Annotated in this window: 22 protein-coding genes; 9 read left to right on the top strand and 13 right to left on the bottom strand. The window is 60.0% G+C overall.

Going from position 1 to position 24,802, the window contains the following annotated elements; genetic code table 11:
• Window positions 1-62: 62 nt before the first annotated feature.
• The gene (locus FBAL_RS10560; RefSeq protein WP_013345585.1) at window positions 63-1,343 is read right to left on the bottom strand and encodes a metal-dependent hydrolase family protein; all 1,281 of its coding nucleotides are present in this window, start codon (window positions 1,341-1,343) and stop codon (window positions 63-65) included.
• A 41-nt stretch (window positions 1,344-1,384) separates the two neighbouring features.
• Window positions 1,385-2,833: a pyridoxal phosphate-dependent decarboxylase family protein gene (locus FBAL_RS10555; RefSeq protein ID WP_013345584.1), complete on the bottom strand. Its 1,449-nt coding sequence runs from the start codon at window positions 2,831-2,833 to the stop codon at window positions 1,385-1,387.
• A gap of 339 nt (window positions 2,834-3,172) precedes the next feature.
• Between FBAL_RS10555 and FBAL_RS10550 the strand changes: the two genes are divergently transcribed.
• Window positions 3,173-3,901: a hypothetical protein gene (locus FBAL_RS10550; protein ID WP_013345583.1), complete on the top strand. Its 729-nt coding sequence runs from the start codon at window positions 3,173-3,175 to the stop codon at window positions 3,899-3,901.
• 354 nt (window positions 3,902-4,255) lie between these two features.
• A complete protein-coding gene (locus FBAL_RS20270; protein ID WP_013345582.1) occupies window positions 4,256-4,636 on the top strand; it encodes a DUF6746 family protein in 381 nt (126 codons plus the stop codon).
• 95 nt (window positions 4,637-4,731) lie between these two features.
• On the opposite strand, the gene rsgA is transcribed toward FBAL_RS20270, so the two are convergent.
• Window positions 4,732-5,790, bottom strand: coding sequence for a ribosome small subunit-dependent GTPase A (rsgA, locus tag FBAL_RS10540; protein ID WP_013345581.1), 1,059 nt, complete (start codon window positions 5,788-5,790; stop codon window positions 4,732-4,734).
• A 223-nt stretch (window positions 5,791-6,013) separates the two neighbouring features.
• On the bottom strand, window positions 6,014-6,358 hold the full coding sequence (locus tag FBAL_RS10535) for a metalloregulator ArsR/SmtB family transcription factor (protein ID WP_280963973.1): 345 nt from the start codon (window positions 6,356-6,358) through the stop codon (window positions 6,014-6,016).
• 372 nt (window positions 6,359-6,730) lie between these two features.
• Between FBAL_RS10535 and arrA the strand changes: the two genes are divergently transcribed.
• Together arrA and arrB are read left to right on the top strand one after the other, a co-directional pair.
• The gene (arrA, locus tag FBAL_RS10530; protein WP_342633020.1) at window positions 6,731-9,316 is read left to right on the top strand and encodes an arsenate respiratory reductase molybdopterin-containing subunit ArrA; all 2,586 of its coding nucleotides are present in this window, start codon (window positions 6,731-6,733) and stop codon (window positions 9,314-9,316) included.
• Between the two features lie 11 nt (window positions 9,317-9,327).
• Window positions 9,328-10,029 (top strand): arsenate respiratory reductase iron-sulfur subunit ArrB, encoded by a 702-nt coding sequence (gene arrB / locus FBAL_RS10525; protein ID WP_013345578.1) that lies wholly within the window; start codon window positions 9,328-9,330, stop codon window positions 10,027-10,029.
• Window positions 10,030-10,091: 62 nt separating this feature from the next.
• On the opposite strand, the gene FBAL_RS10520 is transcribed toward arrB, so the two are convergent.
• The 3 genes from FBAL_RS10520 to FBAL_RS10510 form a co-directional block, all read right to left on the bottom strand.
• Window positions 10,092-10,862: a DUF3307 domain-containing protein gene (locus tag FBAL_RS10520; protein ID WP_013345577.1), complete on the bottom strand. Its 771-nt coding sequence runs from the start codon at window positions 10,860-10,862 to the stop codon at window positions 10,092-10,094.
• A 9-nt stretch (window positions 10,863-10,871) separates the two neighbouring features.
• Window positions 10,872-11,543, bottom strand: coding sequence for a hypothetical protein (locus tag FBAL_RS10515; protein WP_013345576.1), 672 nt, complete (start codon window positions 11,541-11,543; stop codon window positions 10,872-10,874).
• A gap of 163 nt (window positions 11,544-11,706) precedes the next feature.
• Window positions 11,707-12,732 carry a zinc-binding alcohol dehydrogenase family protein gene (locus FBAL_RS10510; protein WP_013345575.1) on the bottom strand — a complete coding sequence of 342 codons (1,026 nt, stop codon included), beginning with the start codon at window positions 12,730-12,732 and terminating at the stop codon, window positions 11,707-11,709.
• Window positions 12,733-12,830: 98 nt separating this feature from the next.
• Here FBAL_RS10510 and FBAL_RS10505 point away from each other — a divergent pair, with 98 nt between their 5' ends.
• Window positions 12,831-13,748, top strand: a complete 918-nt coding sequence (locus tag FBAL_RS10505) for a LysR family transcriptional regulator (protein WP_013345574.1) — start codon at window positions 12,831-12,833, stop codon at window positions 13,746-13,748.
• Entirely contained in the window at window positions 13,741-14,544 is an 804-nt protein-coding gene (locus FBAL_RS10500) for an EcsC family protein (RefSeq protein ID WP_013345573.1), read from the top strand. The genes FBAL_RS10505 and FBAL_RS10500 overlap by 8 nt, the downstream gene beginning before the upstream one ends.
• Here FBAL_RS10500 and FBAL_RS10495 read toward each other — a convergent pair.
• Both FBAL_RS10495 and FBAL_RS10490 read right to left on the bottom strand, forming a co-directional pair.
• Window positions 14,541-16,328 carry an ABC transporter ATP-binding protein gene (locus FBAL_RS10495; RefSeq protein ID WP_013345572.1) on the bottom strand — a complete coding sequence of 596 codons (1,788 nt, stop codon included), beginning with the start codon at window positions 16,326-16,328 and terminating at the stop codon, window positions 14,541-14,543. The two genes, FBAL_RS10500 and FBAL_RS10495, sit on opposite strands and share 4 nt — an antisense overlap.
• Entirely contained in the window at window positions 16,315-18,057 is a 1,743-nt protein-coding gene (locus tag FBAL_RS10490) for an ABC transporter transmembrane domain-containing protein (protein ID WP_013345571.1), read from the bottom strand. The genes FBAL_RS10495 and FBAL_RS10490 overlap by 14 nt, the downstream gene beginning before the upstream one ends.
• 265 nt (window positions 18,058-18,322) lie before the next feature.
• On the opposite strand from FBAL_RS10490, the gene folD reads away from it, so the two are divergent.
• Window positions 18,323-19,213 carry a bifunctional methylenetetrahydrofolate dehydrogenase/methenyltetrahydrofolate cyclohydrolase FolD gene (gene folD / locus FBAL_RS10485; RefSeq protein WP_013345570.1) on the top strand — a complete coding sequence of 297 codons (891 nt, stop codon included), beginning with the start codon at window positions 18,323-18,325 and terminating at the stop codon, window positions 19,211-19,213.
• On the opposite strand, the gene FBAL_RS10480 is transcribed toward folD, so the two are convergent.
• Genes FBAL_RS10480 through FBAL_RS10465 form a run of 4 tightly spaced genes read right to left on the bottom strand, consistent with a single transcriptional unit; the run spans window position 19,210 to window position 22,032 of the window.
• On the bottom strand, window positions 19,210-19,695 hold the full coding sequence (locus FBAL_RS10480; protein ID WP_013345569.1) for a GNAT family N-acetyltransferase: 486 nt from the start codon (window positions 19,693-19,695) through the stop codon (window positions 19,210-19,212). The genes folD and FBAL_RS10480 overlap by 4 nt on opposite strands.
• Window positions 19,696-19,703: 8 nt before the next feature.
• On the bottom strand, window positions 19,704-19,970 hold the full coding sequence (locus FBAL_RS10475; RefSeq protein ID WP_013345568.1) for a DksA/TraR family C4-type zinc finger protein: 267 nt from the start codon (window positions 19,968-19,970) through the stop codon (window positions 19,704-19,706).
• Window positions 19,971-20,001: 31 nt separating this feature from the next.
• On the bottom strand, window positions 20,002-20,850 hold the full coding sequence (gene fghA / locus FBAL_RS10470) for an S-formylglutathione hydrolase (protein WP_013345567.1): 849 nt from the start codon (window positions 20,848-20,850) through the stop codon (window positions 20,002-20,004).
• A 48-nt stretch (window positions 20,851-20,898) separates the two neighbouring features.
• Window positions 20,899-22,032 carry an S-(hydroxymethyl)glutathione dehydrogenase/class III alcohol dehydrogenase gene (locus tag FBAL_RS10465; protein ID WP_013345566.1) on the bottom strand — a complete coding sequence of 378 codons (1,134 nt, stop codon included), beginning with the start codon at window positions 22,030-22,032 and terminating at the stop codon, window positions 20,899-20,901.
• 225 nt (window positions 22,033-22,257) lie between these two features.
• On the opposite strand from FBAL_RS10465, the gene FBAL_RS10460 reads away from it, so the two are divergent.
• Entirely contained in the window at window positions 22,258-23,151 is an 894-nt protein-coding gene (locus FBAL_RS10460; RefSeq protein ID WP_013345565.1) for a LysR family transcriptional regulator, read from the top strand.
• A 413-nt stretch (window positions 23,152-23,564) separates the two neighbouring features.
• A complete protein-coding gene (gene hydA / locus FBAL_RS10455; protein ID WP_013345564.1) occupies window positions 23,565-24,797 on the top strand; it encodes an iron hydrogenase large subunit HydA in 1,233 nt (410 codons plus the stop codon).
• Window positions 24,798-24,802 lie beyond the last annotated feature (5 nt).

The raw sequence follows: 24,802 nt of genomic DNA, 5'->3' as shown, positions 1-24,802 counted from the left end.
GATACAAAAAAGCCAGCCGGGGTTACGGCTGGCAAAGGGTGAAACCACGTCAGAGGGCGGTTTCAGAACTGTGCTGGACGAATGTCTTTAATGACATTGCCGCCCTTGATCACCATTTTGATGTTGTCAGCGTCGGCCAGGATATCCAGGTCCGCCACCGGGTTGCCGGCCACCAGCAGCAGGTCGGCATAGGCTCCGTCGCAGAGCACCCCCAAGGCACCTTCAGCATAGGGGTCCAGCAGGCCAGAGAGCTTGAGCAGTTGCCCCGCCTCCGAGGTGGCCTGCTTCAGGCCGCGGAAGGAGCCGAAGAAGCGCTTACGGGCGGAGAACTCGTCGTTCTGCCGGGCATGCACTTCGGGTGTGCCTATCAAATCGGTACCAAAGGCGCACTTGAGGCCGTATTTCTCCACCAGTTCCGCCTGTCGCAGCAGTCCTTTACCCACCCGTTCAGTCTTCTGGTACAGGATCTCGCTGTCCAGCGGGATCTGGCGTTGGGCGATCTTCTCCGCAGTGGCGTATTGCGGCACCATCCACACCTCGTGGTCCAGGCACTGGCGGGCGATCTCATCGTCCATAAAGGTGGCGTGTTCCAGGGATTTGACCCCCTCTTCGATGGCGATTTTCATCGCTGGCCCCGCATGGATGTGGCTGCAGACGTAAGAGCCGTAGTTACTGACCGTCTCGACAATGGCGCGCAACTCCTCCCGGGTGTATTGGATGGTGTCCAGCGGATCGAACAGTGAAGAGGCCCCGCCACCGCCGAAGATCTTGATCTGTGAGGCGCCCATAAAGATCTGGTCCCGCGTGCGTTTCAGGCACTGGGGTACGCCGTCGGCCAGTATCAGGTGGCCCTGACGCATCATGCTGGAATCTTCCAGTCCCCGGTTGAAGTCTGAGCGCTGGGCCCGGTTCTGCCGGTAGTCAGCGTGGCCACAGGTCTGGGACAGCGCCCCGTAGCTGGGGTAGATCCGTGGCCCGGGCACGAAGCCGGCATCGATACTCTGCTTCAGGCCATAGCAGTTGCTGCCCACATCCCGCACCGTGGTAAAGCCACGTTCAATCATCTCCCGGGCGATGACGGTGGAGCGCACCGCGACCTCTTCAGCGGTCATTCGGTCCAGTGCCTGGAAGGTGTCAGAAAACGCGATGTGGGTATGGGCGTCGATTAAGCCGGGGATCACGGTGAATCCGGCGGCATCGATCACCTGCTCATAGCGGCAGTCCGGGTTGGGCTGGGCGCTGATGGCGGTGATCAGCCCGTTATCAATCTGGATGCAGCAGTCCGTGCGCAGCGTGTCGTTGATTCCATCAAACAGCGAGACGTTCTTAATCAATACGGTCATTGCGGTACTCACTCTGTTGTAGGGGGCAGGGGCCAGCCAGGTTATGCCGGTACGGCGTCGTTGCATCGGGCCAGTTCGCGCTGGTAGATGGCGATGATCCGCTCGGCTGAGGCGTCGATGTCGGCTTCCGTGGTGTGGCAGTTGAGCACGGAGAACAGCATGGTTTTGAGCCCCTTGTAGCCGGAGGTGGAGGGGTAGCAGAATCCATCCTGTTGCAGTTGGTGAACCACGCGGGCGGTCAACCGGTTGCGGAAGTCGTCATCACCTTTGCCGAATTGGGCAGAGAAGCGGTTGGACACCACGTCGTTAAGAATGGTGATGCCCTCAACCTGGCTCAGGTGGTCTGCCATGCGTTTGGCCAAGCGGCAGCTGTTGTCCAGATGGGCTTCGATCCCTTGCTTGCCCAGGGTTTTGATGGCCGCGTAAACCGGCACACCCCGGGCCCGGCGGGAAGCCGCGATGCCGAAGTTGATGGCGTTGCGATCCGGCTTGGCGATGGCATCGGTCAGGTAGGCGCCCATGGCGTTACCCCCCATGGCTTCAGCCAGCAGGGCGGCATCCCGGACGATCACCACACCGCTGTCGTAGGGCATGTTGAACCACTTATGGCCATCGGTATCCCAGGAGTCGGCCAGCTCGATGCCTTTGAGCAGGTGCCGCTGTTGGGCGCTGGCCGCAGACCACAGACCGATGGCGCCATCCACATGAAGCCATGCATTGGGATGGGCCTTAACCGCAGTGGCAAGGGCTTCAAAGGGATCGTAGGCGCCAGAGTCAATGCAGCCGGCCTGGGCACAGACCAGGGTGGGCCCGTCACAGTCTGCCAGTACCGCCGGTATCGCTTCGGGGATGATCCGCAGGTTGTGGTCGGTGGGGAGGGTTTTGATCTGGCTTTCGCCCATGCCGATCATCCACAGCGCCCGCTTGATGGTGGAATGGATCTGGTCACTCACTACCACGTGAATCCGCGGTGCCTCGTACAGTCCCTTTTTGGCCACGTCCCAACCGGCACGTTTAAGCAGGGTGTTGCGTGCGGTGATCATGGCGGTGTAGATGGCCTCCTGAGCCCCGGAAGTAAAGCCAACACCCGCCTTTTGGGGCAGGCCGAGCAGTTCCAGCATCCACTCGGCGGCGGTCTCTTCGGCGACGGAGGTGGCGGGGCTGGAGACGTAATAGGGCACGTTCTGATCCCAGGCACTTACCAGCCAGTCTGCCGCCAGAGCAACCGGAAAACTGCCGCCAATGGCGTAGCCAAAGTAGCGGGGACCGCCGGAGCCGATCAGCCCCTGTTCAATGTTATGGGCCAGGTCATCAAGCACAGTCTGGGCGTCGCTGTGTCCCTGGGGCAGGGGGCCGCCGAGCAGGGTGCGCAGGGTGTCACTGCTGACCGGAGTGTCGATGGGACGCTCGGGCAGGGATTCCAGGTAGTCGGTGGCGTGGGCCAGTGAACGATTGAGCAAAGCACGGTACTGATCAAACGAGTGGGTCATAGGGAACCTCGTAGTGGGTGACTGTTCTGCCCCTAAGCTACCGACCCCACCGGAAGTTATTTACCATTTCGCGCCACTGCTGGATTTTCACTGATGTTGGAGGAACCGATCTTAAACCGGGATTGTTGGCATCTGCCGATGGGGGCAAAACCGCTTCGGGTCAAAACGTCGACTCATCCGTTTAGGTAGGCCGCAATGCGCCCGCATGGCAGGTAAGTGGCGGATAATGGGTCTAAACCTACCGATGTTTCGAGGGGTTTTCTCTGACCAGAGTGTTGGCCTCAAGAGTGACGCACTGATATTGGTTGGCGTACACAGAGGTTCGAGATGGAGTTCTGAATGGATATTAATAGAACACCGACAGGCGAATTCGAACCTGTGACCGTCAAAGTTCCTGACGGCTTTCCCGGATATCTGCTCGTCATTTGTATCGCGATTGAGATTGCCCTGGTCATTCTGTTTTTTCTGACCGCATCTTTCAGTGATAAGAGCAGTCTGGTGGCCAAGTTATTTAACCTCGATTACGAGAAAAACATTCCCACGTTGTTCTCAGCCCTTCAATTGGCCGCGGTTGGACTGGTCTTTGGGGCCATGTCGCGCCAGATGAAACATAAGGAAGCACTGCCCTACAGGCTGGACGTTATTCTTGGTCTTGGCTTTCTTTTCCTCTCTTTTGATGAGCTCTTTTCGGTTCATGAGCGGATCACATCCTCGTTAAAGCACCTGCCTTACCTGCCACGATTTGAAGGAGAGCATGGCGTCTGGATTGCTCCTTACCTTGCTGTCGGACTCATCCTGTATCTGCTTCTGATGAAACCACTTCAGAGTGTGCTGAGGGCTTATCGTCGAGAAAGCCTGATCATTGCACTGGGCGGAACACTCTTTGTCCTGGGCGGTGTAGGACTTGAGGTACTGAGTTATGAGCTGATCCGGGCGCACGATTATCCAGGATACGTTTATGCCCTGGAGGTGGCGATGGAGGAGTTTCTGGAGATGGTCGGCATCAGTATCGTTCTGTACGGCTCACTGTTGCTCTTTAAAGCCCGCTCTTTGGATGGAGGAGAGTGAATGGTGGTCTGGGCACCCATGGGCAATCTCAATAATGCACCGATGCTTTGAATTGGTGGCCAACGAGCGTTTGCTGGTGTGTGTTGCAGAGAGTTCGATGACTTCCCTTATTTCCATAAAGCAATTGCGCCATATCAGCCAGAGATACGCTGGCGGAAACAGGGCAAAACGATTGAATGGAATTACCGTTTTTCGCTTCGATTACTCGTTGTGGTTGACGTGAATATCTGTTGCTATGGTTGAGTGAAGCGGTTTTTGGATACGTTGCAAAATGGGTGAGCCCGGGGCGTTTAACGTCAGCATTGAGGAAAGGGTTTCACTGGGGTTCCGTTATTTCGGGTTAAGGAAAACAATATGAAATTCCCTGTCGTATTTTTGGTTTGTTCGGCGGTTTCATTCGGCGCTATCGCGTCATCGGAGTACCAGCACTTTAAGGCCATCCCTTCAGAGACGCTGACGGAGGCGATCTGTAACCTTCAGCGCCATCAGCCCATGTTGGCGGAGCTGGTCAACCAGCCTGAGATGAGCGCCGAGGATATGGTCAAGATCCATGAGCTGACCTACACGCTGGAGATGGCACTGCAGCGTATCGAGGTTGAGCTGGAGCAGGCGGAAGAGCAACTGGAGCGTGTTCACGTTGGTTCTGAGCGCATGGCCAAAGACGACGTTAAGGCCAATGCCAGTGCCTACCTTGCGACCCTGAAACCCCTGCTGATGGCACCGGATTGCCAATAAGACACGGGTTAACGGATCGTAAGGCGCGAAAGGTCGTGCTGAGCGAGATGCTCCGAGAGATGTGAATAGAAAGGGCCCCGTGAGGGGCCCTGAATTTATCGCTTACCTTTGTTGGCACGATGGTGGTTTTGCACTGAGCGGTACATCTTGCTCAGGTCGCGGTCGCGACTGCGCTTCTCCGCCAGGCTGGCACTGTTGTGGGCCTGCTCCCGCAGCAACTTCTGGTAGCTGACTAGGCGGCGTTCCGACAACGTGCCGTCTTCAATGGCACGGGCGACGGCGCAGCCGGGTTCGCCTTCGTGCTGACAGTCGCCAAAGCGGCACTGTTTTGCCAGTTCGGTGATGTCGGCAAACACGTCGTTGACGCCCTGTTCGCAATCGGTCAGCTGCAGCTCCCGCATACCGGGTGTGTCCAGCAGCAGGCCACCGTGTTGCATCAGGTGAAGCGACCGGCCGGTTGTGGTGTGCCGCCCCTTGCTGTCGTCCTCACGAATGGTGCCGGTGCTCTGCACCTCGCCCCCAAGCAGGGTGTTCACCAGGGTGGATTTGCCCACCCCGGAGGAGCCCATCAATGCCACGGTGTTGCCACTGCGGCACCAGGGCGCCAGTTGCTCGGCAGTGCTGCTGTCGAGGCCATTGACGGCGATCACCATCAGCAGCGGATCAAGCCGTTGTACCTGACCAACATAGGTGTCAGGCTCGTCACAGAGATCGGCCTTGGTCAGTACGATCACCGGTTCCACTTCCGCCTCGTGGGCTAGCGCCAGATAGCGTTCCAGCCGGTTGAGGTTAAAGTCATCATTCAGCGAACTGACGATAAACAGGGTATCGACATTGGCGGCGATCAGTTGTGCCTCCAATGCCGTACCGGCGGCCTTCCGCTGAAACAGGCTGCGTCGCTCCAGCAGGGTGACATCCTGAGCCTGCTCGCCCAGAAGCAGCCAGTCACCGACGGTGATGCGTGGCATCCCTGGGGTGAGGGGCAGGCTCAGTTCGCCCTGTTCGGTAACGATGTCCAACCGGTTACGGTGAACGGCAAACACCCGGGCGGGGGTGTCTTGCCACTGGTCCAGTTCGACCTGTTGTTGAAAAACGGGTTTCCATCCCAGTTGTTGAAGCGAGATTGGGGTGGATAGTGAGTTTGGGTGTGTCATGGCGTTTCCCGGGCAACACCGTCTGGTGTTGCAGTGTCGTTATTGGGTTCGGCGCATTGGCCGTAACGGGTCCGGGCCTGCGCGGATCAGCGGGTAGCGCGCTCCGCAGCCCGGTTACGCTTTACTGCAATCATCTTTTCCCTCTCTTATTGCGGGTGGTTCTTGGGCCAATCCCCCGGTACGGCCTGGCCGGTATCCGGGAGGTGTGATTATTGGATCGGTGTCAGCTGCACAGCGACTCGCGCCGCTGGGGCCGGTCACCCATTTCAGCCAGTCGGGCGCAGAGGGGACTCAGCAATTGAGGACTGGTTTCGGCGATGCCGGTTAGGGTGTCGGTCATCCATTGTGGCAGTTCTGCCAGCGCATAGAACACCCATTGGCCCTGCCGGTTATCGGTCAGCAGCCCGTCGCTGCGCAATCGGGCCAGGTGACGCGAGATTTTCGGCTGGCTCTGGTCCAGTGCAGTCGACAGTTCGCACACACAAAGTTCACCCTGCTGCTGGATCAGCAGCATGATGCTGAGCCGGGTTTCATCAGCCAGGCTTTTAAAGGCGGCAACGGGGTGGATCATAAAACTCCTTTGGCGTGGGTAACCGGGCGACTGCAACGCAATATTGTGACATAAGGATGACGGCAAAGAGAGCGTTGCGAGCGATTCTCGTTTATTACGGCGCGGCTCGTTGCGATGATGTGAACCGGATCCCACTCCCAGCCACCCAACCCCTGAGCATTTAATGACCACGCTGAGCTAAAACTGCCGGTAAGTCCCATGGTTAAGGGGCAGGAGAGGGCGGCACACTCGTTTGTGGCGTAACTCACACTGGATTTCTAAAGCGTGCCAAAGATCGGGGTTCTGACCCTTCTGCGAGTAAGGAAACTGTCCCTGTGACTAGGGTCACCCCATAATTTTCCCGTCCGCATAATATATGCCTAACCGCATATGCAGATATGGGAATGGGAAATGAAAAACGATAAATCGATCGACCGTACACGTCGACATCTCCTCAAAGGGACGGCCGCGAGCTCCGTTTTGCTGGGACTGGGTGGTGGCTTCCTGTTTCAACCTGTCGCCGAGGCGATGGAGCAGGCTCTGCCGAAGGTGGACCTGAGAACCGGTACCGGTACCTGGGTGCCGACAACCTGCCAGGGTTGCACCTCCTGGTGTGCCAAACAGGTTTATATCATGGATGGCCGTGCCACTAAGGTGCGGGGCAATCCCCACTCTAAGATCCACGACACCTCCAGTTGTCCCCGTCAGCATCTGGGTCTGCAGATGGTCTATGATCCGGACCGTCTGCGCGTGCCCATGATGCGCACCAACCCCAAGAAGGGGCGGGGTGAAGACCCCAAGTTTGTCCCCATCAGCTGGGATAAGGCGATGGAGATGCTGGCGGACCAGATCCTGGCTTTGCGCAGTAAGAACGAAAGTCACAAATACGCGCTGCTCCGGGGGCGTTACTCCTTGGTCAATGATCTGCTCTACAAGCAGATGACCAACCTGATTGGCTCGCCCAACAATATCTCCCACAGCGCCATCTGCGCTGAGTCCCACAAGATGGGGCCCTATTTCCAGGATGGTAACTGGGGCTACAACCAGTACGACGTCAAGCACACCAAATACATTCTCTCCTTTGGTGCGGATCCCATCGCCAGTAATCGCCAGGTCAGCCACTACTCCAGTGAGTGGGGCAACACCCTGGATCGCGCTAAGGTGGTGGTGGTCGATCCGCGCCTTTCCGCGTCTGCGGCCAAAGCCCATCTGTGGGTGCCGGTGGAAACCGGTCAGGATGCGGCGCTGGCGCTGGCCATTGCCCACGAGGCGATGGTGGCCGGTCTGTGGCACAAGCCTTTTGTCGGTGATTTTAAGGACGGCAAAAACCGTTTTAAGGCCGGCCAGCAGGTTGATGCCAGCCAGTTTGAAGCGCGCCATACCCACGGTCTGGTGGAGTGGTGGAACCTGGAGTTGAACCGCTGCAGCGCCGACTGGGCGGCTGAGATCACCAGCATCGATGCCGATACCATCCGGACCATCGCCCGGGATATGGGGGCTGCGGCCCCGGCGATTCAGGTGTGGACCTCCCGTGGCCCGACCATGCAGGTGCGGGGCAGTTACACCTCGTTGGCCTGCCATGCATTGAACGGCCTGTTTGGCGCCATCGACAGCCAGGGCGGCTTGTTCCCCTACAACAAAGCGCCGCTCAATAAGAGCTTCCCCAGTGCCAAACCCTATCTGGACGACGTTGCCAAGGCTGGGGTAAAGCAGGAGAAGATCGACCAGCGTGGCCGCCTGGGCTTCCCGGCCCTGAAGAAAGGAAAATCCGGCGGTGGTGTGGTGACCGATAACGTGGCCAACGCCATCAACGCTGGTGACCCCTATGACATCGAAGTGATGCTGGCGTACTTCAACAACTTCGTGTACTCCGCGCCGGAAACCCAGCGTTGGGAGCAAGCGTTGTCGAAGGTGAAGTTTATTGCTCACGTTACCACCAACGTTTCGGAGTTCAGCTGGTTCTCGGACCTGCTGTTGCCGGCTAACCACCACATGTTTGAGAAGTGGGGTGTGCTGTCTGCGGCTGGTAATGGCCACAGCCATGTGTCGATTCAGCGTCCCTCCATTCAGCGTCTGTACGATACCCGTCAGGATGAAACCGAAGTGCCATACCTGTTGGCGAAGAAGCTGGCGGAGAAGGGCTTCGATGCCCCCTGGCGTTACATCAATGAGCAGATCCTGGATCCGGAAACCGGCAAGCCCGCTGCCGATGAAGCCCAGTTTGCCGAAATCGCAGTGAAGTACGTGACAGCACCGCTCTGGCAACAAGATGCCAGTAAGTACGGTGACAAGCTCAGCGGCTGGCAGGAGTTTGTTGAGAAGGGGGTCTGGAACTCCAAGCCGTACCCGTACCAGGCGCGCTGGGGCAAATTCAAAACCGCCACCGGTCAATTTGAGTTCTACAGCGAAACCCTGAAGAAAGCGTTGGCCGGACATGCGGAAAAGCATGGTGTCAGCGTCGATGAAGTGATGGCGGCCAGCGAGTATGCGGTCAGTGGTGAGAAAGCCTTTGTGCCGCATTATGAAGCGCCGGTTCGGGTCGGTGACGCTGAACAGTTCCCGCTGTTACTGGTGGATCAAAAGTCCCGCCTTAACCATGAAGGGCGATCGGCTAACACCACCTGGGCTCATGCCTTTAACGATGTGAACCCCGGCGATGTTGCTGGCCAGGACTCAGCCAAGATCAACCCCGTTGATGCCCGCAAACTGGGCCTGAAGGATGGCGATCGCATCCGCTTGGTCAGTGACGTTGGTTCGATTGAATGCGTGGCACGGCTGTGGGAGGGGGTGCGTCCGGGCTCCGTCGCCAAGTGTTTCGGCCACGGCCACTATGCCTATGGACGGGTTGCCGCAGAGGTGTTCGGTAAGAAACCGCGTGGTGGCAACAACAACGACATCATCCCAAGCCGGTTTGATCGTTTGAGCGGCGCGTCCGCTTACTACGGCCATATCCGTATCCGTATTGAGAAAGCCTGAGGAGCCGTAACATGAAACTGGGCATGGTAATTGACTTGCAGAAGTGCGTAGGTTGCGGTGGCTGCGATATCGCCTGTAAAACGGAGAACAACACTCCGGACGACATTCATTGGTCCCACCACATCACCGAAACCGTGGGGACCTTCCCCAAGGTAGGGTTCAACTACATCCCGACATTGTGCAACCACTGCGACAATGCAGCCTGCGTTGAGGTGTGTCCAACGGGGGCCATGTACAAGGCAGACAACGGCCTGACACTTCACCGCAATGAAGATTGCATCGGATGTCAGCGCTGTGTTCGCGCCTGCCCCTATCAGGTGATTGGCATGAACCGCAGTGCGCCCCACCGTCACTGGCAGGATGATGAAGCGTTGATCCCGGGTGGGACGGCGTCGCCGAAGATGGTGCTGGATCGCACCGGCGCCAAACATCTGCCGTATGAGAATCCGGAACGCGGTGATACCTATCCGGTAACTCGCCCCCGTCGGACGGTAGAGAAGTGCACCCTGTGCGACCACCGCATCAATGTCGGTCTCAAGCCGGCTTGTGTGACGGCGTGCCCCTCTGGCGCCCGGGTGGTGGGGGATCTTTCGGATCCCAACTCCGAGGTGTCCCGCCTGATTAAGCTGCACGCACCGCGTCAGCTTAAGCCGGAAGCCGGCACCGGTCCGAACGTCTACTACATCCGGACGTTTTCGGTCAGCCAGAGCTGAGCTGCAGGGTGAATGCCAAAAAAAGCGGAATGGGGAACCATTCCGCTTTTCTTATGGCCGATTCAATGCTGAATGGCCAGTCTCGCCAGTAAGCCGATCACAAAGGCTATGGCCATGGAGGCAAAGGTGCCGATCATGACGTACTCGGTGAACTTTCGGTCGTGGCGATCTTTGAGGTCGCCAAAGCGGAATACCGATTTGGCAGCGAGCACAAAGCCCACCGCAGCGAGTTGGTTGGAGAGCAGAAAGGTGACGATCAGGCCCCGTTCAATGTAGCCGATGTACTCGCCAGCACTGGCCAGGGTATGGCTGTCCTTGCTCTCTTCGCTGACGTTGAGGTCAGTCACCGCTTCAAAATCCAGGTGCCACTTGCCCAATAGGGTGGCGACCATCACGGAAGCGGGTTTGAACACCAGCAGGTAGGCCAGGGCAACCACCAGTATCCGGGGATTGAGCCAGAGTCCGAGCTGCGCAACCAGGGCGAGGGTGTGGTTTTGGGTGATCACCAACCAGATTACCACCAGCCAAAACAGGTGAAACAATTGGTCCAGCACCAGCCACTTCAGATGGGGCGGGCGATAGGATTTGGCCAGATCGGTCAGGTAGTGGGAGAGGAACATCATCAGGAAGGTGGCGGCGATGGCGTGGCTGGCCATGCCATAAAGCCACACCACGGCACAGGCCAGAAGGGCGTGGAGCAGGGCATGGACAGGTAACCACACCGACTGGCTGTGACGCCGGTTACGTTCATCGACCCAACGCTGTGGCTGGAGGTAAAAATCCCCCAGCACGTGGGCCAGAACCAGCCAAAGCAGCAGCGTCAGATCCGTCACCGTAACCCCTTAATCCCTTTTGAAATTCATCTCCCTTCCATCCCAGAAGCTATCACAGGCTGCTGCCTTTTCGAACATGGCGAGCGTGTCCAGCAGCGTGTCGATGCCAGCGCGATTGATAAAGCGGGTGTAGGAGGTGCGACCCACCCCCATCCTCTCAGCCAGGGCGTCGTGGGTCAGCTCCGGGTTCAGCAGCTTCAGCTGCAGCGCGGTGGCGGCATTGTGGTTAAGGCCACTGATATGGGTGTCCAGATACCGGAACAGCACCGGCAGAAAAAGCTGCAGGGCAGGGGAAGGGCTGGAGAACGCCAGTCGTTGCTCGCTCATCGACTCCAGTTGTCGGCCGGACAGCACAAAGGCCTCACCCCGTCCGGTCGCCACCCGCTCTGGTTCTTGCTCTGCCGGGGCGATGGCGATGGCGATACGGGCGTCGATGGGGTCGCTGCCGGAGCGAAGGGTGCGCAGTGCCAGCCGCAATAACAGCGCGACCAGCAGGCTGTATTGGGGTTGATCCACCAACACCTGAAAGGCATCACCACGGTACAGCTCGCCCCGGACACCGTAGTGCTTTTGGCACCAGTTGAGGGTGTGTTCCAGGGCCGCCAGAGCGGCGGCTTGGCTTTCCTTATCCAGAGTTTGAGAACGGATGATGTCGCCGGTGATTACGCCGGAAAGGGTCATGGTCAGCCTGAAACGGTTGAGATAGTGCAGAATTTATAGCACATCGGGCCAATGTGCACAAATTGCTGCACAATGGGGCGGTGTGCAGGAAGTGCTGCACATTTGTGGGTGGGAAAAACACACAAAAAAGGCGCCGTTCTGGCGCCTTTTGATTGAGCTGGGCTCAGAACCCGGCCAATACGATTTTGCCCCGGGATTGCTGGGATTCCAGCAGCGCATGAGCCCGTTTCAGGTTGTCGGCGCTGATGGTGCCAAAGTGTTCCGCCACGGTGGTCTTGATGCGGCCTTCCTGCACCATCTCAGCGATGTGGCTGAGAATGGCCTGTTGCCGGGCGATGTCATCGGTCTTGAACAGTGCCCGGGTGAACATGAACTCCCAGTGGATTGAGATGCTTTTGCGCTTGAATGGCATGATGTCAAAGCTGGCCGGGTCATCGATCAGGGCCAGCTTGCCCTGGGGCGCCATCAGTTCCGCAATGGCGGTCAGGTGGCTGTCGGTCTGGTTCAGGCTGGCGACGTAGCGCACCGGCGGGCACTTCAGCCCGGCAACCTGGGCCACCATATCGTGGTGGTGGTTCACCACATGGTGGGCGCCTTGCTGTTCGACCCAAGCCTGACTGTCCGGACGGGACGCGGTGGCGATGATGCGGATATTGGTGAGCTGGCGAGCCAGTTGGATCAGAATCGAGCCCACTCCGCCGGCAGCACCGATCACCAGCAGGCTGTCGTTGCTGTGGTCAGCGTCGGGGCTCAGGCCCAGGCGGTCAAACAGCAGCTCGTAGGCGGTCAGGCCGGTCAGCGGCAGCGCAGCGGCTTCAGCCACATCAATATTGGTCGGGCGCTTGGACGCGATGCGGGCATCAACACACTGAAACTCACTGTTGCTGCCGGGGCGGGAGACGTCACCGGCGTACCAGACCGGATCCCCCACCGCGAAGCCGGTGACCGAACTGCCCACCGCTTCCACCACGCCCGCAGCGTCCCAGCCCAGCACCTGGGCCTGGCCCTCGGCAGGCTGAACGCGGGTGCGGATCTTGGTGTCGACGGGATTCACGGAGACCGCCTCGACCCGCACCAGCAGGTCCTGTTCGCCGGGCGTCGGGCGGGGTAGGGTCAGGTCCAGCAGGGCGTCAGTCTGGTCGATAGGGCGGCTGTGGTGGTAGCCCACGGCTTTCATGGTCTGGCTCATGGTCGATCTCCGTTGTCGATGATGGCACACAGCTTATTTGACGCTGAGGATTTGAAAAACTACAGTCGGGCACAAGCTGTTTCAAACAGAATTTGAAAATGAAGGCACTGCAAGATCTCGACATCCTGGTACTGACCGCCCGCCTTGGCAGCCTGTCCGCCGCGGCCAGACAGCTCGATCTGACACCCGCGGCCACCAGCGCCGCACTGAAGCGGATTGAGAATGAGCTGGGGGTGGCCCTGTTCGTCCGCTCCACCCGCTCGTTAAAGCTGACCGATGAGGGGGAGCGATTTCTCAGCCACTGCGCCGAAGCCCTGGCGCTGTTGAAAAGCGGGGCGGAAGCCGCACGCTCAAACCAGAGCCAGTTTGCCGGGCCGTTGCGGCTCTCCCTGCCTTCGGATCTGGGGCGGCGCACGCTGCTGCCGTGGCTGGACGAGTTTCAGGATGCGCACCCGCAACTGACCCTGCAACTGCAGTTCTCAGACCGATTGTTTGACCTGTACCAGGCCGGTTCCGATCTGTCGCTGCGCTATGGCGAACCCGAGGATTCCAACCTGGTGGCGCTGCCTCTGGCACCCCGCAACCGCCGCCTGCTGGTGGCCGCCCCCTCCTACATTGCACGCTGTGGCCAGCCCGGTCATCCGTCAGAACTGGCCGACCACAACTGCCTGAGCTTTCACCTCGACGATTATCGTCATGACCGCTGGACCTTCCATCGCGACGGCGAGGCGCTGACCATCAAGGTCAGGGGCAACCGCAGCGCAGACGATGGCGAGGTGGTGCATCGCTGGGCGTTGGCCGGACGCGGCATCGCCTACAAATCCCACCTCGATGTGGCGGAGGATGTCGCCGCAGGACGCTTGGTGCGCCTGTGCTCCGACTGGCAAGGGGAGCTGGCGCCGCTCAATCTGATCTGTGCCGACCGCCGTCAACTGAGTCCTCGGATCCAAAGCCTGCGGCAGTTTTTGGCCGAGCGCTGCCAGGCCCGATTGGCCCAGGGGGATGGCGATGAGTGACAACACCCTTACCCGGCTAAGTCCTGCCGACCAGCAACGACTGGCGCAAGCGCATCAATTGCTGGAATCGCCCGGATTGGCGGCGCGTTTCAGTGACAAGCTGGGCAGCCCCATCGAAGCGGGGTTGCGGCGTCTGCCAACGGGCTGGCGGGAAAAGGTGAATAACCTGACGCAATATGCGCTGAAAAAGGCGCTTAAGGCGGCGATCTCCAGCATGGGGGAGGGGACGGGTAAGCCGCCGTCGCCCCGGTTACATAAGCTGGCTGTCGCGACCAGTGGCGGCGTGGGCGGGGTGTTTGGTTTAAGTGCACTGGCTTTAGAGTTGCCGGTCTCCACCACGTTGATTCTCAGGGCCATCGCCGACATCGCCCGCAGTGAAGGGGAGGATCTGCACCATCCGGACAGCCAGTTGGCCTGCCTGACGGTGTTTGCGCTGGGCGGTTCCGGTGCCTCCGACGATGGGGCGGACTCGGGCTATTTTGCGGTGCGCGCGGCATTGGCTCAGTCGGTCAGTCAGGCCGCAGAGCACCTGGCCAGCCGGGGCCTGACTCAGGAGGGGGCGCCGGTGCTGGTGAAACTGATCACCAGCGTGGCCCAGCGCTTTTCGGTTCAGGTGTCGCAGAAGGTGGCGGCCCAGGCCATTCCGGCCATCGGGGCGGTGGGCGGTGCCACCATCAATACCCTGTTTATCGACCACTACCAGCGGATGGCGAAGGGGCACTTCGCCATCCGGGCACTGGAGCGTGAGTATGGGGCGGAGGCAGTAAAAGCGGCCTATCTGGCGTTGCCGGATTAGGCGCCGCTGGCCAACTCTTCCTGCTCAGCCTGTGCCACTTTCAACGCCTGCAACTGCAACTGATACATGGCGCGGTAGTGGCCGTTGGCGTCGGCCATCAGCGCAGCATGGTCACCCTGTTCGATGATCTCACCGTGAGACAACACCACGATCTGATCGGCGTGGCGGATGGTGGAGAGGCGGTGGGCCACCACGATCAGCGTCACTTCACCACGCAGGTCATTCAGGGCGGCTTGCACCACCTGTTCCGTTTCGCTGTCCACGTTGGCGGTGGCTTCATCCAGCAGCAGGATCTTTGGTGATGCGGCGAGGGCCCGGGCGATGATCAACTGCTGGCGCTGGCCGGTGGACAGTCGCAGCCCCCCTTCGCCCAACTGGGTTTGGTAGCCTTCGGGCATGGCCATGATGACGTGGTGCAGGTGGGCCCGCCTGGCGGCCTGTTCCACCGCCTGCTGGCCGAGATTGCGGCCCATATCGATGTTGTCGTACAGACTGGCGGCCAGCACGAAGGGCTCCTGCGGAATCAATCCGACGCCGGAACGCAGGCCGTCGTGGCCGTAGTCCGCCAGGTCGCGGCCATCCAACTGGATCTGACCCGCACCGCTGGGATAGAAGTTCAGCAGCAACGACAGCAGGGTACTCTTGCCACTGCCGGTGTGGCCCACCACGGCATAGAAGCCTCCGGCCGGAATGGCCAGATCCAATCCCTTCAGAACCGGCTTGTCGGCGCTGTAACCAAAGCGCAGGTTGTTCAGGGCGATGGCGCCGTGGGCCACCTGAGCCTGCTCTGCCTGGTAGTGCTGCGCGTCCTGCTCCAGCAGGGTGGAGACCCGGTCACCGGCCACCATCGCCTGTTGATACAGGTTAAAGCGTTGGGTGATCTCCGCCAGCGGTTCGGTAAAGCGCCCCATGTAGCTGAGGAAGGCGTACAGCACCCCCACTTCCGCCACACCTTCCACCACCTGCAGGCCGAACAGGGCGATGATCCCCACCAGAACCAACACCGCCAGCATATCGATGGCAGGGCGCAGCAGCGCGGCACCGATGCGCACGGTTTTCATGCGGGCGCCGTAGTAGTCCTGATTTACCCGGTCAAAGTGGCCGAGGTAACGCTCCTGACCCGCGGTGGCCTGGATCACCGCCATACCGGCGATCGACTCGCTGATGTTGGCGTTGATGTCGGAGCGCAGCGCCCGTGAGTGGGCCACGGCCGGGCCGGAGAAACGCTGGTACAGGTAGATGATCAACAGCACCGTGGGTACCAACCCCAGGGCGATGATCATCAGCTGGATATTGAGCATCGCCATGGCGATCAGCATGCCGATCAGCAGGATGGCGTTGCCCAGCACATTGGAGAGGAACTGAACGTACAGGTCTTTGATCGACTCGGTGTCATTGGTGATGCGGCTGACCAGCTGGCCGGTGCGGGCGTGGTCGAAGTAGCTCATCGGCAGGCGCACCACGTGGCTGAACACCCGGCGCCGGATATCCAGTACCGCACTCAGGGCCATCTCGGAGAAGCGCAGGGTTTGCTGGTAACGCAGCCAGGCGCTGCCCAACTGGGTGATGGCGTATAACGCCAGCAGCCCACCCAGGGCCGCCGGGGCGAAGTCCCCTTTGAGCAGGTGGTCATCGATAAAGATCTTGGCCAGGATGGGGCCGGCAACATCGAATGCGGTGGCCAGCACCAGCAGGGTCAGTGCTTTCGCCAGCAGCGGTTTGTCCTGGTAGATGTAGCGGGTCAACAGGGCGAAGGTGCCGCCACGGGCCTTACTGCTGCTCATGGATCTGCGCCTCCATTTGTTGATAGGTCCACATCCGGCCATACCAGCCGTCCTGGCGGCTCAGGGTGGCGTGACGACCCCGTTCGGCACATTCGCCGTGACTCAGCACCAGGATCTCATCGGCGTCCGCCAGTGAGGCGAGACGGTGGCTGATGATGATACGGCTTTGCTCGGGCCGGTGGGTTTTCAGGTGATTCAGGATGGTTTGCTCAGTACCGACATCCACCGCTGACAGCGCGTCGTCCAACACCAGAATCGGTGCTCTGGAGAGCAGGGCGCGGGCGATGGCGATGCGTTGGCGCTGGCCCCCGGACAGGGTCACGCCCCGTTCGCCTACCAGCGTTTGATAGCCCTCGGGGAAGCGCAGGATGTCTTCGTGGATGGCCGCCAGTCGGGCCGCTTCCGCAATCGCTTCATCCGGCGCGTCCGGCCACGCCAGCGCGATGTTGTCGCGGATTGATGCGCTGAACAGGAAGCTGTCCTGGGGCACGTAGGCGTAGCTGCTGCGCAAGGCGTTCAGGCGGTAGTGGTCCAGTGCGTGGCCGCCGAGGGTGATTTGGCCCGGTTCGGTCTCCCAGTAGCGCATCAGCAGTTGCACCAGGGTGGTTTTGCCGGAACCGGTGGGGCCGGCGATGCCCAGGGTTTGGCCCGGTTTCAGGGTCAGGCTCAGGGAATTCAGCGCTTCCGGCTCACCGGACTGATAGGCGAAGCTGAGCTGATTGACCACCAGAGTGGTGTCGTCGACGTCCGCTTTACCGCGATCTTCCACGCTGTCGGCGACCTTCAGCATCGAGTTGATGCGACCATGCGCGGCGCTGCCCCGTTCGACAATATTGAGCAGCCAGCCAAAGGCGAACATCGGCCAGATCAGCTGGCCCAGATAGAGTGAAAAGCTGGTCAGTTGGCCCACCGTCAACTCGTTGTGGTGGATCAGCCAGGCGCCAAAGCCCAGGGTCAGGCCAGTGGCGAGGGTCAGGCAGACAAAGATCACCGGGTCATACAGCGCTTCGGTGCGGGCCACCTCGTAGTTGCTGCGGGCGGCGTCATCGGCAATGGCGCCAAAGCGGTCGCTCTCCACAGTTTCCCGCCCCATCGCTTTGACCAGCCGCACCCCGACAATGGCCTGCTGAGTGGCGTCGTTCAGGGTTGAGAACTTCTCCAGTGAGTCACGGAAGTGCAGGTGCAGACGCTTTGAAATGTGGTAGAACGCCAGGCCCATAAAGGGGAAGGGCACCAGAGCCACCAGCGCCAGACGCCAGTCGATCACTACGAACATCATCGCCAGCACCAGTAGGAAGGTGAGGATGCCGTCAAAGCCGGACAGGATCCCTTCCCCTGCCGCCATCTCCACCGCATCGATGTCGTTGGTGGCGCGGGCCATCAGGTCGCCGGTGTTGTGGCTGCTGTAGAAGGCCTGGCCCTGTCGTGTCAGGCGCTGGTAAAAGCGGTGACGCAGCACCGTACCCAGTTGGTAAGAGGTACCAAACAACACCACCCGCCAGCCAAAGCGGAGCAGGTAGAGGGCCACGGCGATGGCGCACAGATGGGGCAGGTAGCCACCATCCCAGTCGCCGCCTTTGGGCACGGCTAACAGGCCGTCGACGGTCTGTCCAATCAAGTAGGGCACCGACATATTGAGCAGTGCCACAACGAGCAGCATCAATACGGCCAATGCGTAGGTTCGGGCGTGTTCGCGAAAAAACCAGCCCAGGTGCACAAACAGGGACATCACGCTTCCTGGTGGGGTGGCAGGGGCTGCGTCCGCAAGGAAGGGACCGGGACAGCAAACCCCTTTGACAACAAGATGAACCGCCCCGAAGGGCAGCCTTTCATTATGACGTTAGCGACGTCATATTTCAGCCAGATTTTGTGGCGTTGCCGGGCACTGCCCGGGCGATGGGGATCCCAGCTTTTATCAGGGTGTGACAGGCGTCGATGCAGCGACGCTGCAACTCCAGTAAGCTGGCCCGCTTGTTTGCCCTACGAGAACAACAATGACAGCAAATCCGAGTGTGACTGACGCCACGTTGATCGATGGCAAGGCGATCGCCAATGAGGTGGTTGAAGAGATTGGCCAGCAGGTTCGTGAACTGGTGGCCGCCGGACAACCCATCCCGGGGTTGGCGGTGGTGCTGGTGGGCGAAGACCCGGCCAGCCAGGTGTACGTGCGCAACAAACTGCTGAAGTGCCAGCAGGCTGGCATCGTCAGCCGCGAGTACCGCCTGCCGGTAGAGACCATGGAGTCCGATCTGCTTGGTTTGCTGGTTGACCTGAACGATGACCCCGATGTGCATGGCATTCTGGTGCAGCTGCCGCTGCCTAAGCACATCGATGAACAGAAAGTGTTGCAGGCTATTGCGCCGGAAAAGGATGTGGACGGATTTCATCCGGAAAACCTCGGCCGCCTGCTGGTGGGCGCGCCGGATGCGTTGGTGCCCTGCACGCCGCTGGGCTGCCTGATCATGCTGCGTCGCACCCTGGGTGATGCCCTGGCGGGCAAACACGTGGTGGTGGTGGGGCGCTCCAACATCGTTGGCAAACCTGCGGCCCTGTTGGCACTTCAGCAGCACTGCACCGTCACCATGGTGCACTCGCGCAGTGAGAACATCGAAGCGCTGTGCCGCCAGGCGGATGTACTGATTGTCGCCGTGGGTCGCCCGGAGCTGGTGCGCGCGGATTGGGTGAAGCCCGGTGCGGTGGTGCTGGATGTGGGCATCAACCGGGTGGAGCGCGACGGCAAAGCCAAGCTGGTGGGCGATGTGGCATTCGATGAAGTGGCGCCGATCGCCTCGGCCATTACGCCGGTGCCCGGTGGGGTTGGCCCGATGACCATCGCCTGCCTGCTGCGCAACACCCTGCAGGCTTACCAGCGCCAGCAGCGTTAAGGGCGTCGGAAGCGAAACTGGTTTACCGGCCCCCAATAGGGGTCGGTGACCATCGCCTCTTCGAAGGCGCCGTGGCTGTAATCATCAATGGTATGGCGCCAGAACTGCACAGCAGCATCGGCGCCGCTGATCTGCTTACTGATCCAGACCCCCGCAGCCAGATCGAACAGGGCATGGGCAAACCGCTTGCCCAGCTGAGCCCCCCGGCAGGATGGCACCACATAGAACTCCCGGATCTCGTGTTCCGTCTGGCGATGTTCCCCCTGGCGGTGTTCCACCGCACTCAGCCCCACCGGATTATTGCCCTGGTACAGCAGGTAGCCCTGTACCGAACCGCCCAGCTGAGTATCGTGCAGGAAGCGGCCATCCGGCTGCGGTTTGCGCCGGGTCAGCCGGGAAAACTCCCCTTCATAGGCTTGCGCCAGTTGGTGGTAAACCGGTTCCAGCTCAGCGCTGACCGGCACCAGCGAAATCTTGGCCATAGTGACTCCTATCGCAGCTGACTGTCTTTGCTGCCACGGCGGTTAAACAGGCTGTGTCGGCGCTGCTGGCTATCGGCCTGCGACTGGCAGGCGACGCAGCGCTGTACGCCCGGCAGCGCCCGCCGACGGGCCGCTGGGATGGGCTCATCACACTCGATACAGAACGGCGCACTGGTGCCGTGTGCCTGTTGGGCACGGGCCTGGGCAATGGCGTCCTCGATGGTGGCGTCGATCTGATCATTGACCGCGCCATCACGGCTGAATCCAACGGCCATGGTGACTCCTCCGGGTTAATGGCGCCTCGGTTCAGGCGCTCAGCACCTCCTGATGAAAGCGAAGGTGCTGTTCAATAAAGCTGGCAATAAAGTAGTAGCTGTGATCGTAGTCCGGGTGTTGCTCCAGCGTCAGCGGGTAGCCACTGTGCCCGGCGGCTTCGGTCAGGTGCCAGGGCTGTAACTGACTGTTGAGGAACTCATCGGCCAGCCCCTGGCTGACCAGCGTCGGACAGTGTTGATCCGGTGTGGCCTTGCGCATCAGGCAGGCCGCATCGTACTGCTGCCAACGGTCGCGGTCGGCACCGAGATACGCGCTGAACGCCTTTTGCCCCCAGGGCACCGCCACCGGGTGGGTGATGGGGCTGAACGCGGACACTGAGCGGTACCGCCCCGGATGACGCAGCGACAGCACCAGCGCGCCGTGCCCGCCCATGGAGTGCCCGGCGATGGCCCGTCGGTCGGTGACCGGGAAGTGGGCCTCAATCCGGGCGGGCAGCTCCTCGGTAACAAAGCGCTCCATCTGGTAGTGCGCCTGCCACGGTGGCTCAGTGGCGTTCAGATAAAATCCGGCGCCCTGGCCCAGGTCGTAGTCGTGGTTATCCGCGACGTCCTCGCCCCGTGGGCTGGTGTCCGGTGCGACGATGGCGAGGCCCAGTTCGGCGGCCACCCGCTGGGCGGCGGCCTTCTGCATAAAGTTCTCGTCGGTACAGGTGAGTCCCGACAACCAGTACAACACCGGCACCGGGTTGGCCTGGCTGGCGCCGGGCGGCAGAAAGATGGCGAACCGGGTGCGGCTGTTCAGGGCCTCGGAGTCGTAGGCGTACTGGGCGTGCCAGCCACCAAAACTGCGCTGACGGCTGATTTCAGTCAATGTGCTCATTGGGATCCCAAAAACCGGCCCCTTGCCGGGGCCGGTCAGATGCTGTGGTTACTGGTCGAAATGGATCACGCTGCGGATGCTTTTGCCTTGGTGCATCAGGTCAAAGGCATCGTTGATCTTATCCAGGCCCATGGTGTGGGTGATGAAATCGTCCAGCTTGAATTCGCCAGCCAGGTAGCGCTCGACGTACTGGGGCAGTTCAGAGCGGCCTTTGACGCCACCGAACGCACTGCCGCGCCATACCCGGCCGGTCACCAACTGGAACGGACGGGTACTGATCTCCTGACCGGCACCGGCCACGCCGATGATGACGGACTCACCCCAACCTTTGTGGCAGCACTCCAGTGCGCTGCGCATCACGTGCACGTTACCGATGCACTCGAAGGAGAAGTCGACGCCGCCGTCGGTCATCTCGACGATCACTTCCTGAATGGGCTTGTCGTAGTCCTTCGGATTGATGCAGTCGGTGGCACCGAGTTTGCGCGCCAATTCGAACTTGGACTCATTGATGTCGATGGCGATGATGCGGCCCGCTTTGGCCATGGCGGCACCAATAATGGCGGACAGGCCGATGCCACCCAGGCCAAAGACCGCAACGGTATCACCGGGCTGAACATTGGCGGTGTTGGTGACGGCGCCCATGCCGGTGGTGACACCACAACCCAACAGACACACCTCCTCAAGGGGCGCGGCCGGGTTCACCTTAGCCAGTGAGATCTCCGGCAAGACGGTGTACTCGGAGAAGGTGGAGCAGCCCATATAGTGGTAGATCGGTTCGCCATCTTTGCTGAAGCGGGTGGTGCCGTCCGGCATCAGGCCCTTGCCCTGGGTTTCGCGGATCTTCTGGCACAGGTTGGTTTTGCCGGAGCGACAGAATTTGCACTCACCGCACTCGGGGGTATACAGCGGGATCACATGGTCTCCCACCGCCACGCTGGTCACGCCCTCACCGATGGACTCCACAATGCCGCCACCCTCATGGCCGAGAATGGCCGGGAAGACGCCTTCCGGGTCGTCGCCGGACAGGGTAAACGCGTCGGTATGGCACACACCGGTGGCGATGATCTTAATGCGCACTTCGCCCGCTTTCGGCGGTGCCACATCGACGGTCTCGATGGAGAGGGGCTTGCCTGGGCCCCAGGCAACGGCGGCTTTGGACTTGATGGTTTGTGGGGTGGTCATAGCTGGCTCCATAGGTCGTGGGGGAGGGCATCAGTGCCGCCCCAAAAGCATAGACGCCATTCTATTGATCTCACCGAATGTGATAATCCGGCTATTATGAAAATGACTTTTGCAAATACGTAATAATGTGGGCCTCATTGCCCCAACTTTTGGGGCGATAACGGGTAATAATCCGCAGTTCAACGCAAGAGTGTTACCCAACACGTAATAAAGCCGGAGGTGAGCATGGCGAAATGGGAAGGCATCAACGAGTTTGTTGCGGTGGCTGAAACGGAGTCTTTCACCGCGGCCGGTCAGCGCCTTGGCATCTCTACCGCCCAGGTCAGCCGCCAGATCTCCGCTCTGGAGGTTCGACTGGGGTGCCAGTTGCTGTACCGCACCACCCGCCGTGTCAGCCTGACGGAGCAGGGGCGGCAACTCTATCAGCATTGCCGGCCGCTGCTGGACGGGCTGGAGGAGGCTCAGCGTTTGGTGAGTGACCAGCAGGACGTGTTACGGGGTCGCTTCCGTCTGACCGCGCCGGTCAATTTCGGTGAGCAGCGCCTGGCGCCGTTGCTGGCTGAGTTCTGTGCCGACTACCCGGAAGTGCAGGCCGAGATGGTGCTCAGCAATCAGCGCCTGGACCTGATTCAGGAGGGGCTGGATCTGGCGATCCGCATTGGTGAGCTGCCCGATTCCAGCCTCAAGGCGCGGCGGTTGGGCAGCCGGGAGCTGGTGGTGTGCGCGTCGCCCGCCTATCTGCAGCGGGCGGGGACGCCTCAGGACATTGGTGACATCGCCCGCCACCGTTGCCTGTTGGGCACCACCGACATCTGGCGATTCCGGGTGGGGGGACAGCCGCGTACGGTCAAGGTCAACGGGGCATTTCGCTGCAACAGCGGGGTCGCGGTCCTGGAGGCGGCCCAACAGGGGCTCGGTTTGGCGCAACTGCCCGCTCACTATCTGGAGGAGGCGCTCAGTAGCGGGCGACTGGTCACCGTATTGTCGGCGTTTACGCCCGAACCGGAGGATATCTGGGCCTGCTATCCGCCGAACCGCCATGTAACGGCCACGGTTCGGGCCTTTATTGAGGTACTGCGGGCGGCTTTTGACCCGGCCGATATGACGTCAAAACCTTGAATCGGCGACGATTGGGATTCAATAAAACGAAATCTCGTTGGCGTGATACGAAATATCAAAATCTGCGCAATCTGGTCAGATTACCATCAGCCGGATCGCAACAACTTCGACTTATCCAGACCTTGCGCCAGTTTGGGCGCGTTTGCCGCCTTTTTGTCCACATTTTCTAATTGTGCTTTTTAAAACAGCGAATTAGGGGAAAATTTTTTCCTCAAAAGTGGCCGTTAACGCTAAAAATTCCTCAAATATCGTCAAATCTAAACAGGTCAGATCTGAGTTTTGACCTAACGCAAAATTCGAACAGCAGTTAATCGCCTAAAGTGTGCCGCACTCGACTCGGTGGGTTCAGTGTGAGTGATGAACGATGCGCCGGGCTGGGTAAAAACAATCACAACAAGGAACGCATTACGCTAATGACTGCCACCACCTATCAGCCTGGCGAGATCTCCGGTCTCATCGAGATCCAGGCCGCCAAGTGCAAAGGCTGTGACGCCTGCAAAAAATTCTGCCCCACTGGCGCCATCGAAGGCGCTTCCGGTGCAGCCCACCGAGTAGACCACGATAAATGCGTTGGTTGTGGTCAGTGCATGATCAACTGTCCTTTCGATGCCATCGAAGAGACCCACAGTGCACTGGAAACCGTGATTAAGAAACTGGCTGACAAGAACACTACCGTCGTGGGCATCATCGCCCCGGCCGTGCGCGTGGCGGTTGGTGAAGAGTTTGGCCTGCCTCGTGGCGAACTGGTGACCAAGAAGCTGTACGGCGCCATGAACCAGGCTGGCTTTAAGATCTTCGACTGTAACTTCGCTGCTGACCTCACCATCATGGAAGAGGGCTCTGAGTTCATTCACCGTCTGCACGCCAATGTGCAGGGCGATAAAGATGCGGGCGCGCTGCCCCAGTTCACCTCCTGCTGCCCGGCCTGGGTACGTTACCTGGAAACCAAGTACCCCTCACTGCTGCCGAACCTGTCTACCGCCAAGTCGCCGCAACAGATGGCTGGCACCGTGGCCAAGACCTACGGCGCCAAGGTGTACAACATGGCCCCGGAACAGATCTTCACCGTCTCCGTGATGCCCTGTACCGCCAAGAAAGTGGAAGCGTCCCGTCCGGAATTCAACGACGCCTGGAGCTACCACAAAGAGCATGGCCGCCACGCCGATTCCTACCAGGATGTGGATGCGGTACTGACCACCCGTGAGATGTCCCAGTTGCTGAAGCTGCTCAACATCGATCTGGCCACCGCTGATGAGTTCGATGGTGACAGTCTGTTTGCTGAGTACACCGGTGCAGGCACCATCTTTGGTGCGACCGGCGGTGTGATGGAAGCGGCCGTACGTACCGCTCACAAAGTGCTGACCGGCGAAGAGATGGCTCGCCTTGAACTGGAGCCGGTTCGTGGTCTGCAGGGCGTAAAAGACGCTGAAATCACGCTGTTCGACAAACATCTGGGCCAGAACGTCACCGTTAAAGTGGCGGTGGTACACGACATGGGCAACAACGTTGAGCCGCTGCTCAACGACATCATGGCGGGCACCTCCGACTACCACTTCATCGAAGTGATGAACTGCGCTGGTGGTTGCGTAAACGGTGGCGGTCAGCCCATTGATCGCAGTGGTTCCTCCTGGGTTGGCAACATCTGATAGGA

Source organism: Ferrimonas balearica DSM 9799 (genome assembly GCF_000148645.1).
In the GTDB taxonomy this organism is placed as follows: Bacteria; Pseudomonadota; Gammaproteobacteria; order Enterobacterales; family Shewanellaceae; genus Ferrimonas; species Ferrimonas balearica.
The sequence above is the reverse complement of the archived record's forward strand: the minus strand, read 5'-3'. Positions and strand labels throughout refer to the sequence as shown.

What these genes read in the sequence shown, in the direction of transcription:
- FBAL_RS10560 (WP_013345585.1), bottom strand. Translation starts at nt 1,343, where the DNA reads ATGACCGTATTGATTAAGAACGTCTCGCTGTTTGATGGAATCAACGAC.
- FBAL_RS10555 (WP_013345584.1), bottom strand. Translation starts at nt 2,833, where the DNA reads ATGACCCACTCGTTTGATCAGTACCGTGCTTTGCTCAATCGTTCACTG.
- FBAL_RS10550 (WP_013345583.1), top strand. Translation starts at nt 3,173, where the DNA reads ATGGATATTAATAGAACACCGACAGGCGAATTCGAACCTGTGACCGTC.
- FBAL_RS20270 (WP_013345582.1), top strand. Translation starts at nt 4,256, where the DNA reads ATGAAATTCCCTGTCGTATTTTTGGTTTGTTCGGCGGTTTCATTCGGC.
- rsgA (WP_013345581.1), bottom strand. Translation starts at nt 5,790, where the DNA reads ATGACACACCCAAACTCACTATCCACCCCAATCTCGCTTCAACAACTG.
- arrA (WP_342633020.1), top strand. Translation starts at nt 6,731, where the DNA reads ATGCAGATATGGGAATGGGAAATGAAAAACGATAAATCGATCGACCGT.
- arrB (WP_013345578.1), top strand. Translation starts at nt 9,328, where the DNA reads ATGAAACTGGGCATGGTAATTGACTTGCAGAAGTGCGTAGGTTGCGGT.
- FBAL_RS10515 (WP_013345576.1), bottom strand. Translation starts at nt 11,543, where the DNA reads ATGACCCTTTCCGGCGTAATCACCGGCGACATCATCCGTTCTCAAACT.
- FBAL_RS10510 (WP_013345575.1), bottom strand. Translation starts at nt 12,732, where the DNA reads ATGAGCCAGACCATGAAAGCCGTGGGCTACCACCACAGCCGCCCTATC.
- FBAL_RS10505 (WP_013345574.1), top strand. Translation starts at nt 12,831, where the DNA reads ATGAAGGCACTGCAAGATCTCGACATCCTGGTACTGACCGCCCGCCTT.
- FBAL_RS10500 (WP_013345573.1), top strand. Translation starts at nt 13,741, where the DNA reads ATGAGTGACAACACCCTTACCCGGCTAAGTCCTGCCGACCAGCAACGA.
- FBAL_RS10495 (WP_013345572.1), bottom strand. Translation starts at nt 16,328, where the DNA reads ATGAGCAGCAGTAAGGCCCGTGGCGGCACCTTCGCCCTGTTGACCCGC.
- FBAL_RS10490 (WP_013345571.1), bottom strand. Translation starts at nt 18,057, where the DNA reads ATGTCCCTGTTTGTGCACCTGGGCTGGTTTTTTCGCGAACACGCCCGA.
- folD (WP_013345570.1), top strand. Translation starts at nt 18,323, where the DNA reads ATGACAGCAAATCCGAGTGTGACTGACGCCACGTTGATCGATGGCAAG.
- FBAL_RS10480 (WP_013345569.1), bottom strand. Translation starts at nt 19,695, where the DNA reads ATGGCCAAGATTTCGCTGGTGCCGGTCAGCGCTGAGCTGGAACCGGTT.
- FBAL_RS10475 (WP_013345568.1), bottom strand. Translation starts at nt 19,970, where the DNA reads ATGGCCGTTGGATTCAGCCGTGATGGCGCGGTCAATGATCAGATCGAC.
- fghA (WP_013345567.1), bottom strand. Translation starts at nt 20,850, where the DNA reads ATGAGCACATTGACTGAAATCAGCCGTCAGCGCAGTTTTGGTGGCTGG.
- FBAL_RS10465 (WP_013345566.1), bottom strand. Translation starts at nt 22,032, where the DNA reads ATGACCACCCCACAAACCATCAAGTCCAAAGCCGCCGTTGCCTGGGGC.
- FBAL_RS10460 (WP_013345565.1), top strand. Translation starts at nt 22,258, where the DNA reads ATGGCGAAATGGGAAGGCATCAACGAGTTTGTTGCGGTGGCTGAAACG.
- hydA (WP_013345564.1), top strand. Translation starts at nt 23,565, where the DNA reads ATGACTGCCACCACCTATCAGCCTGGCGAGATCTCCGGTCTCATCGAG.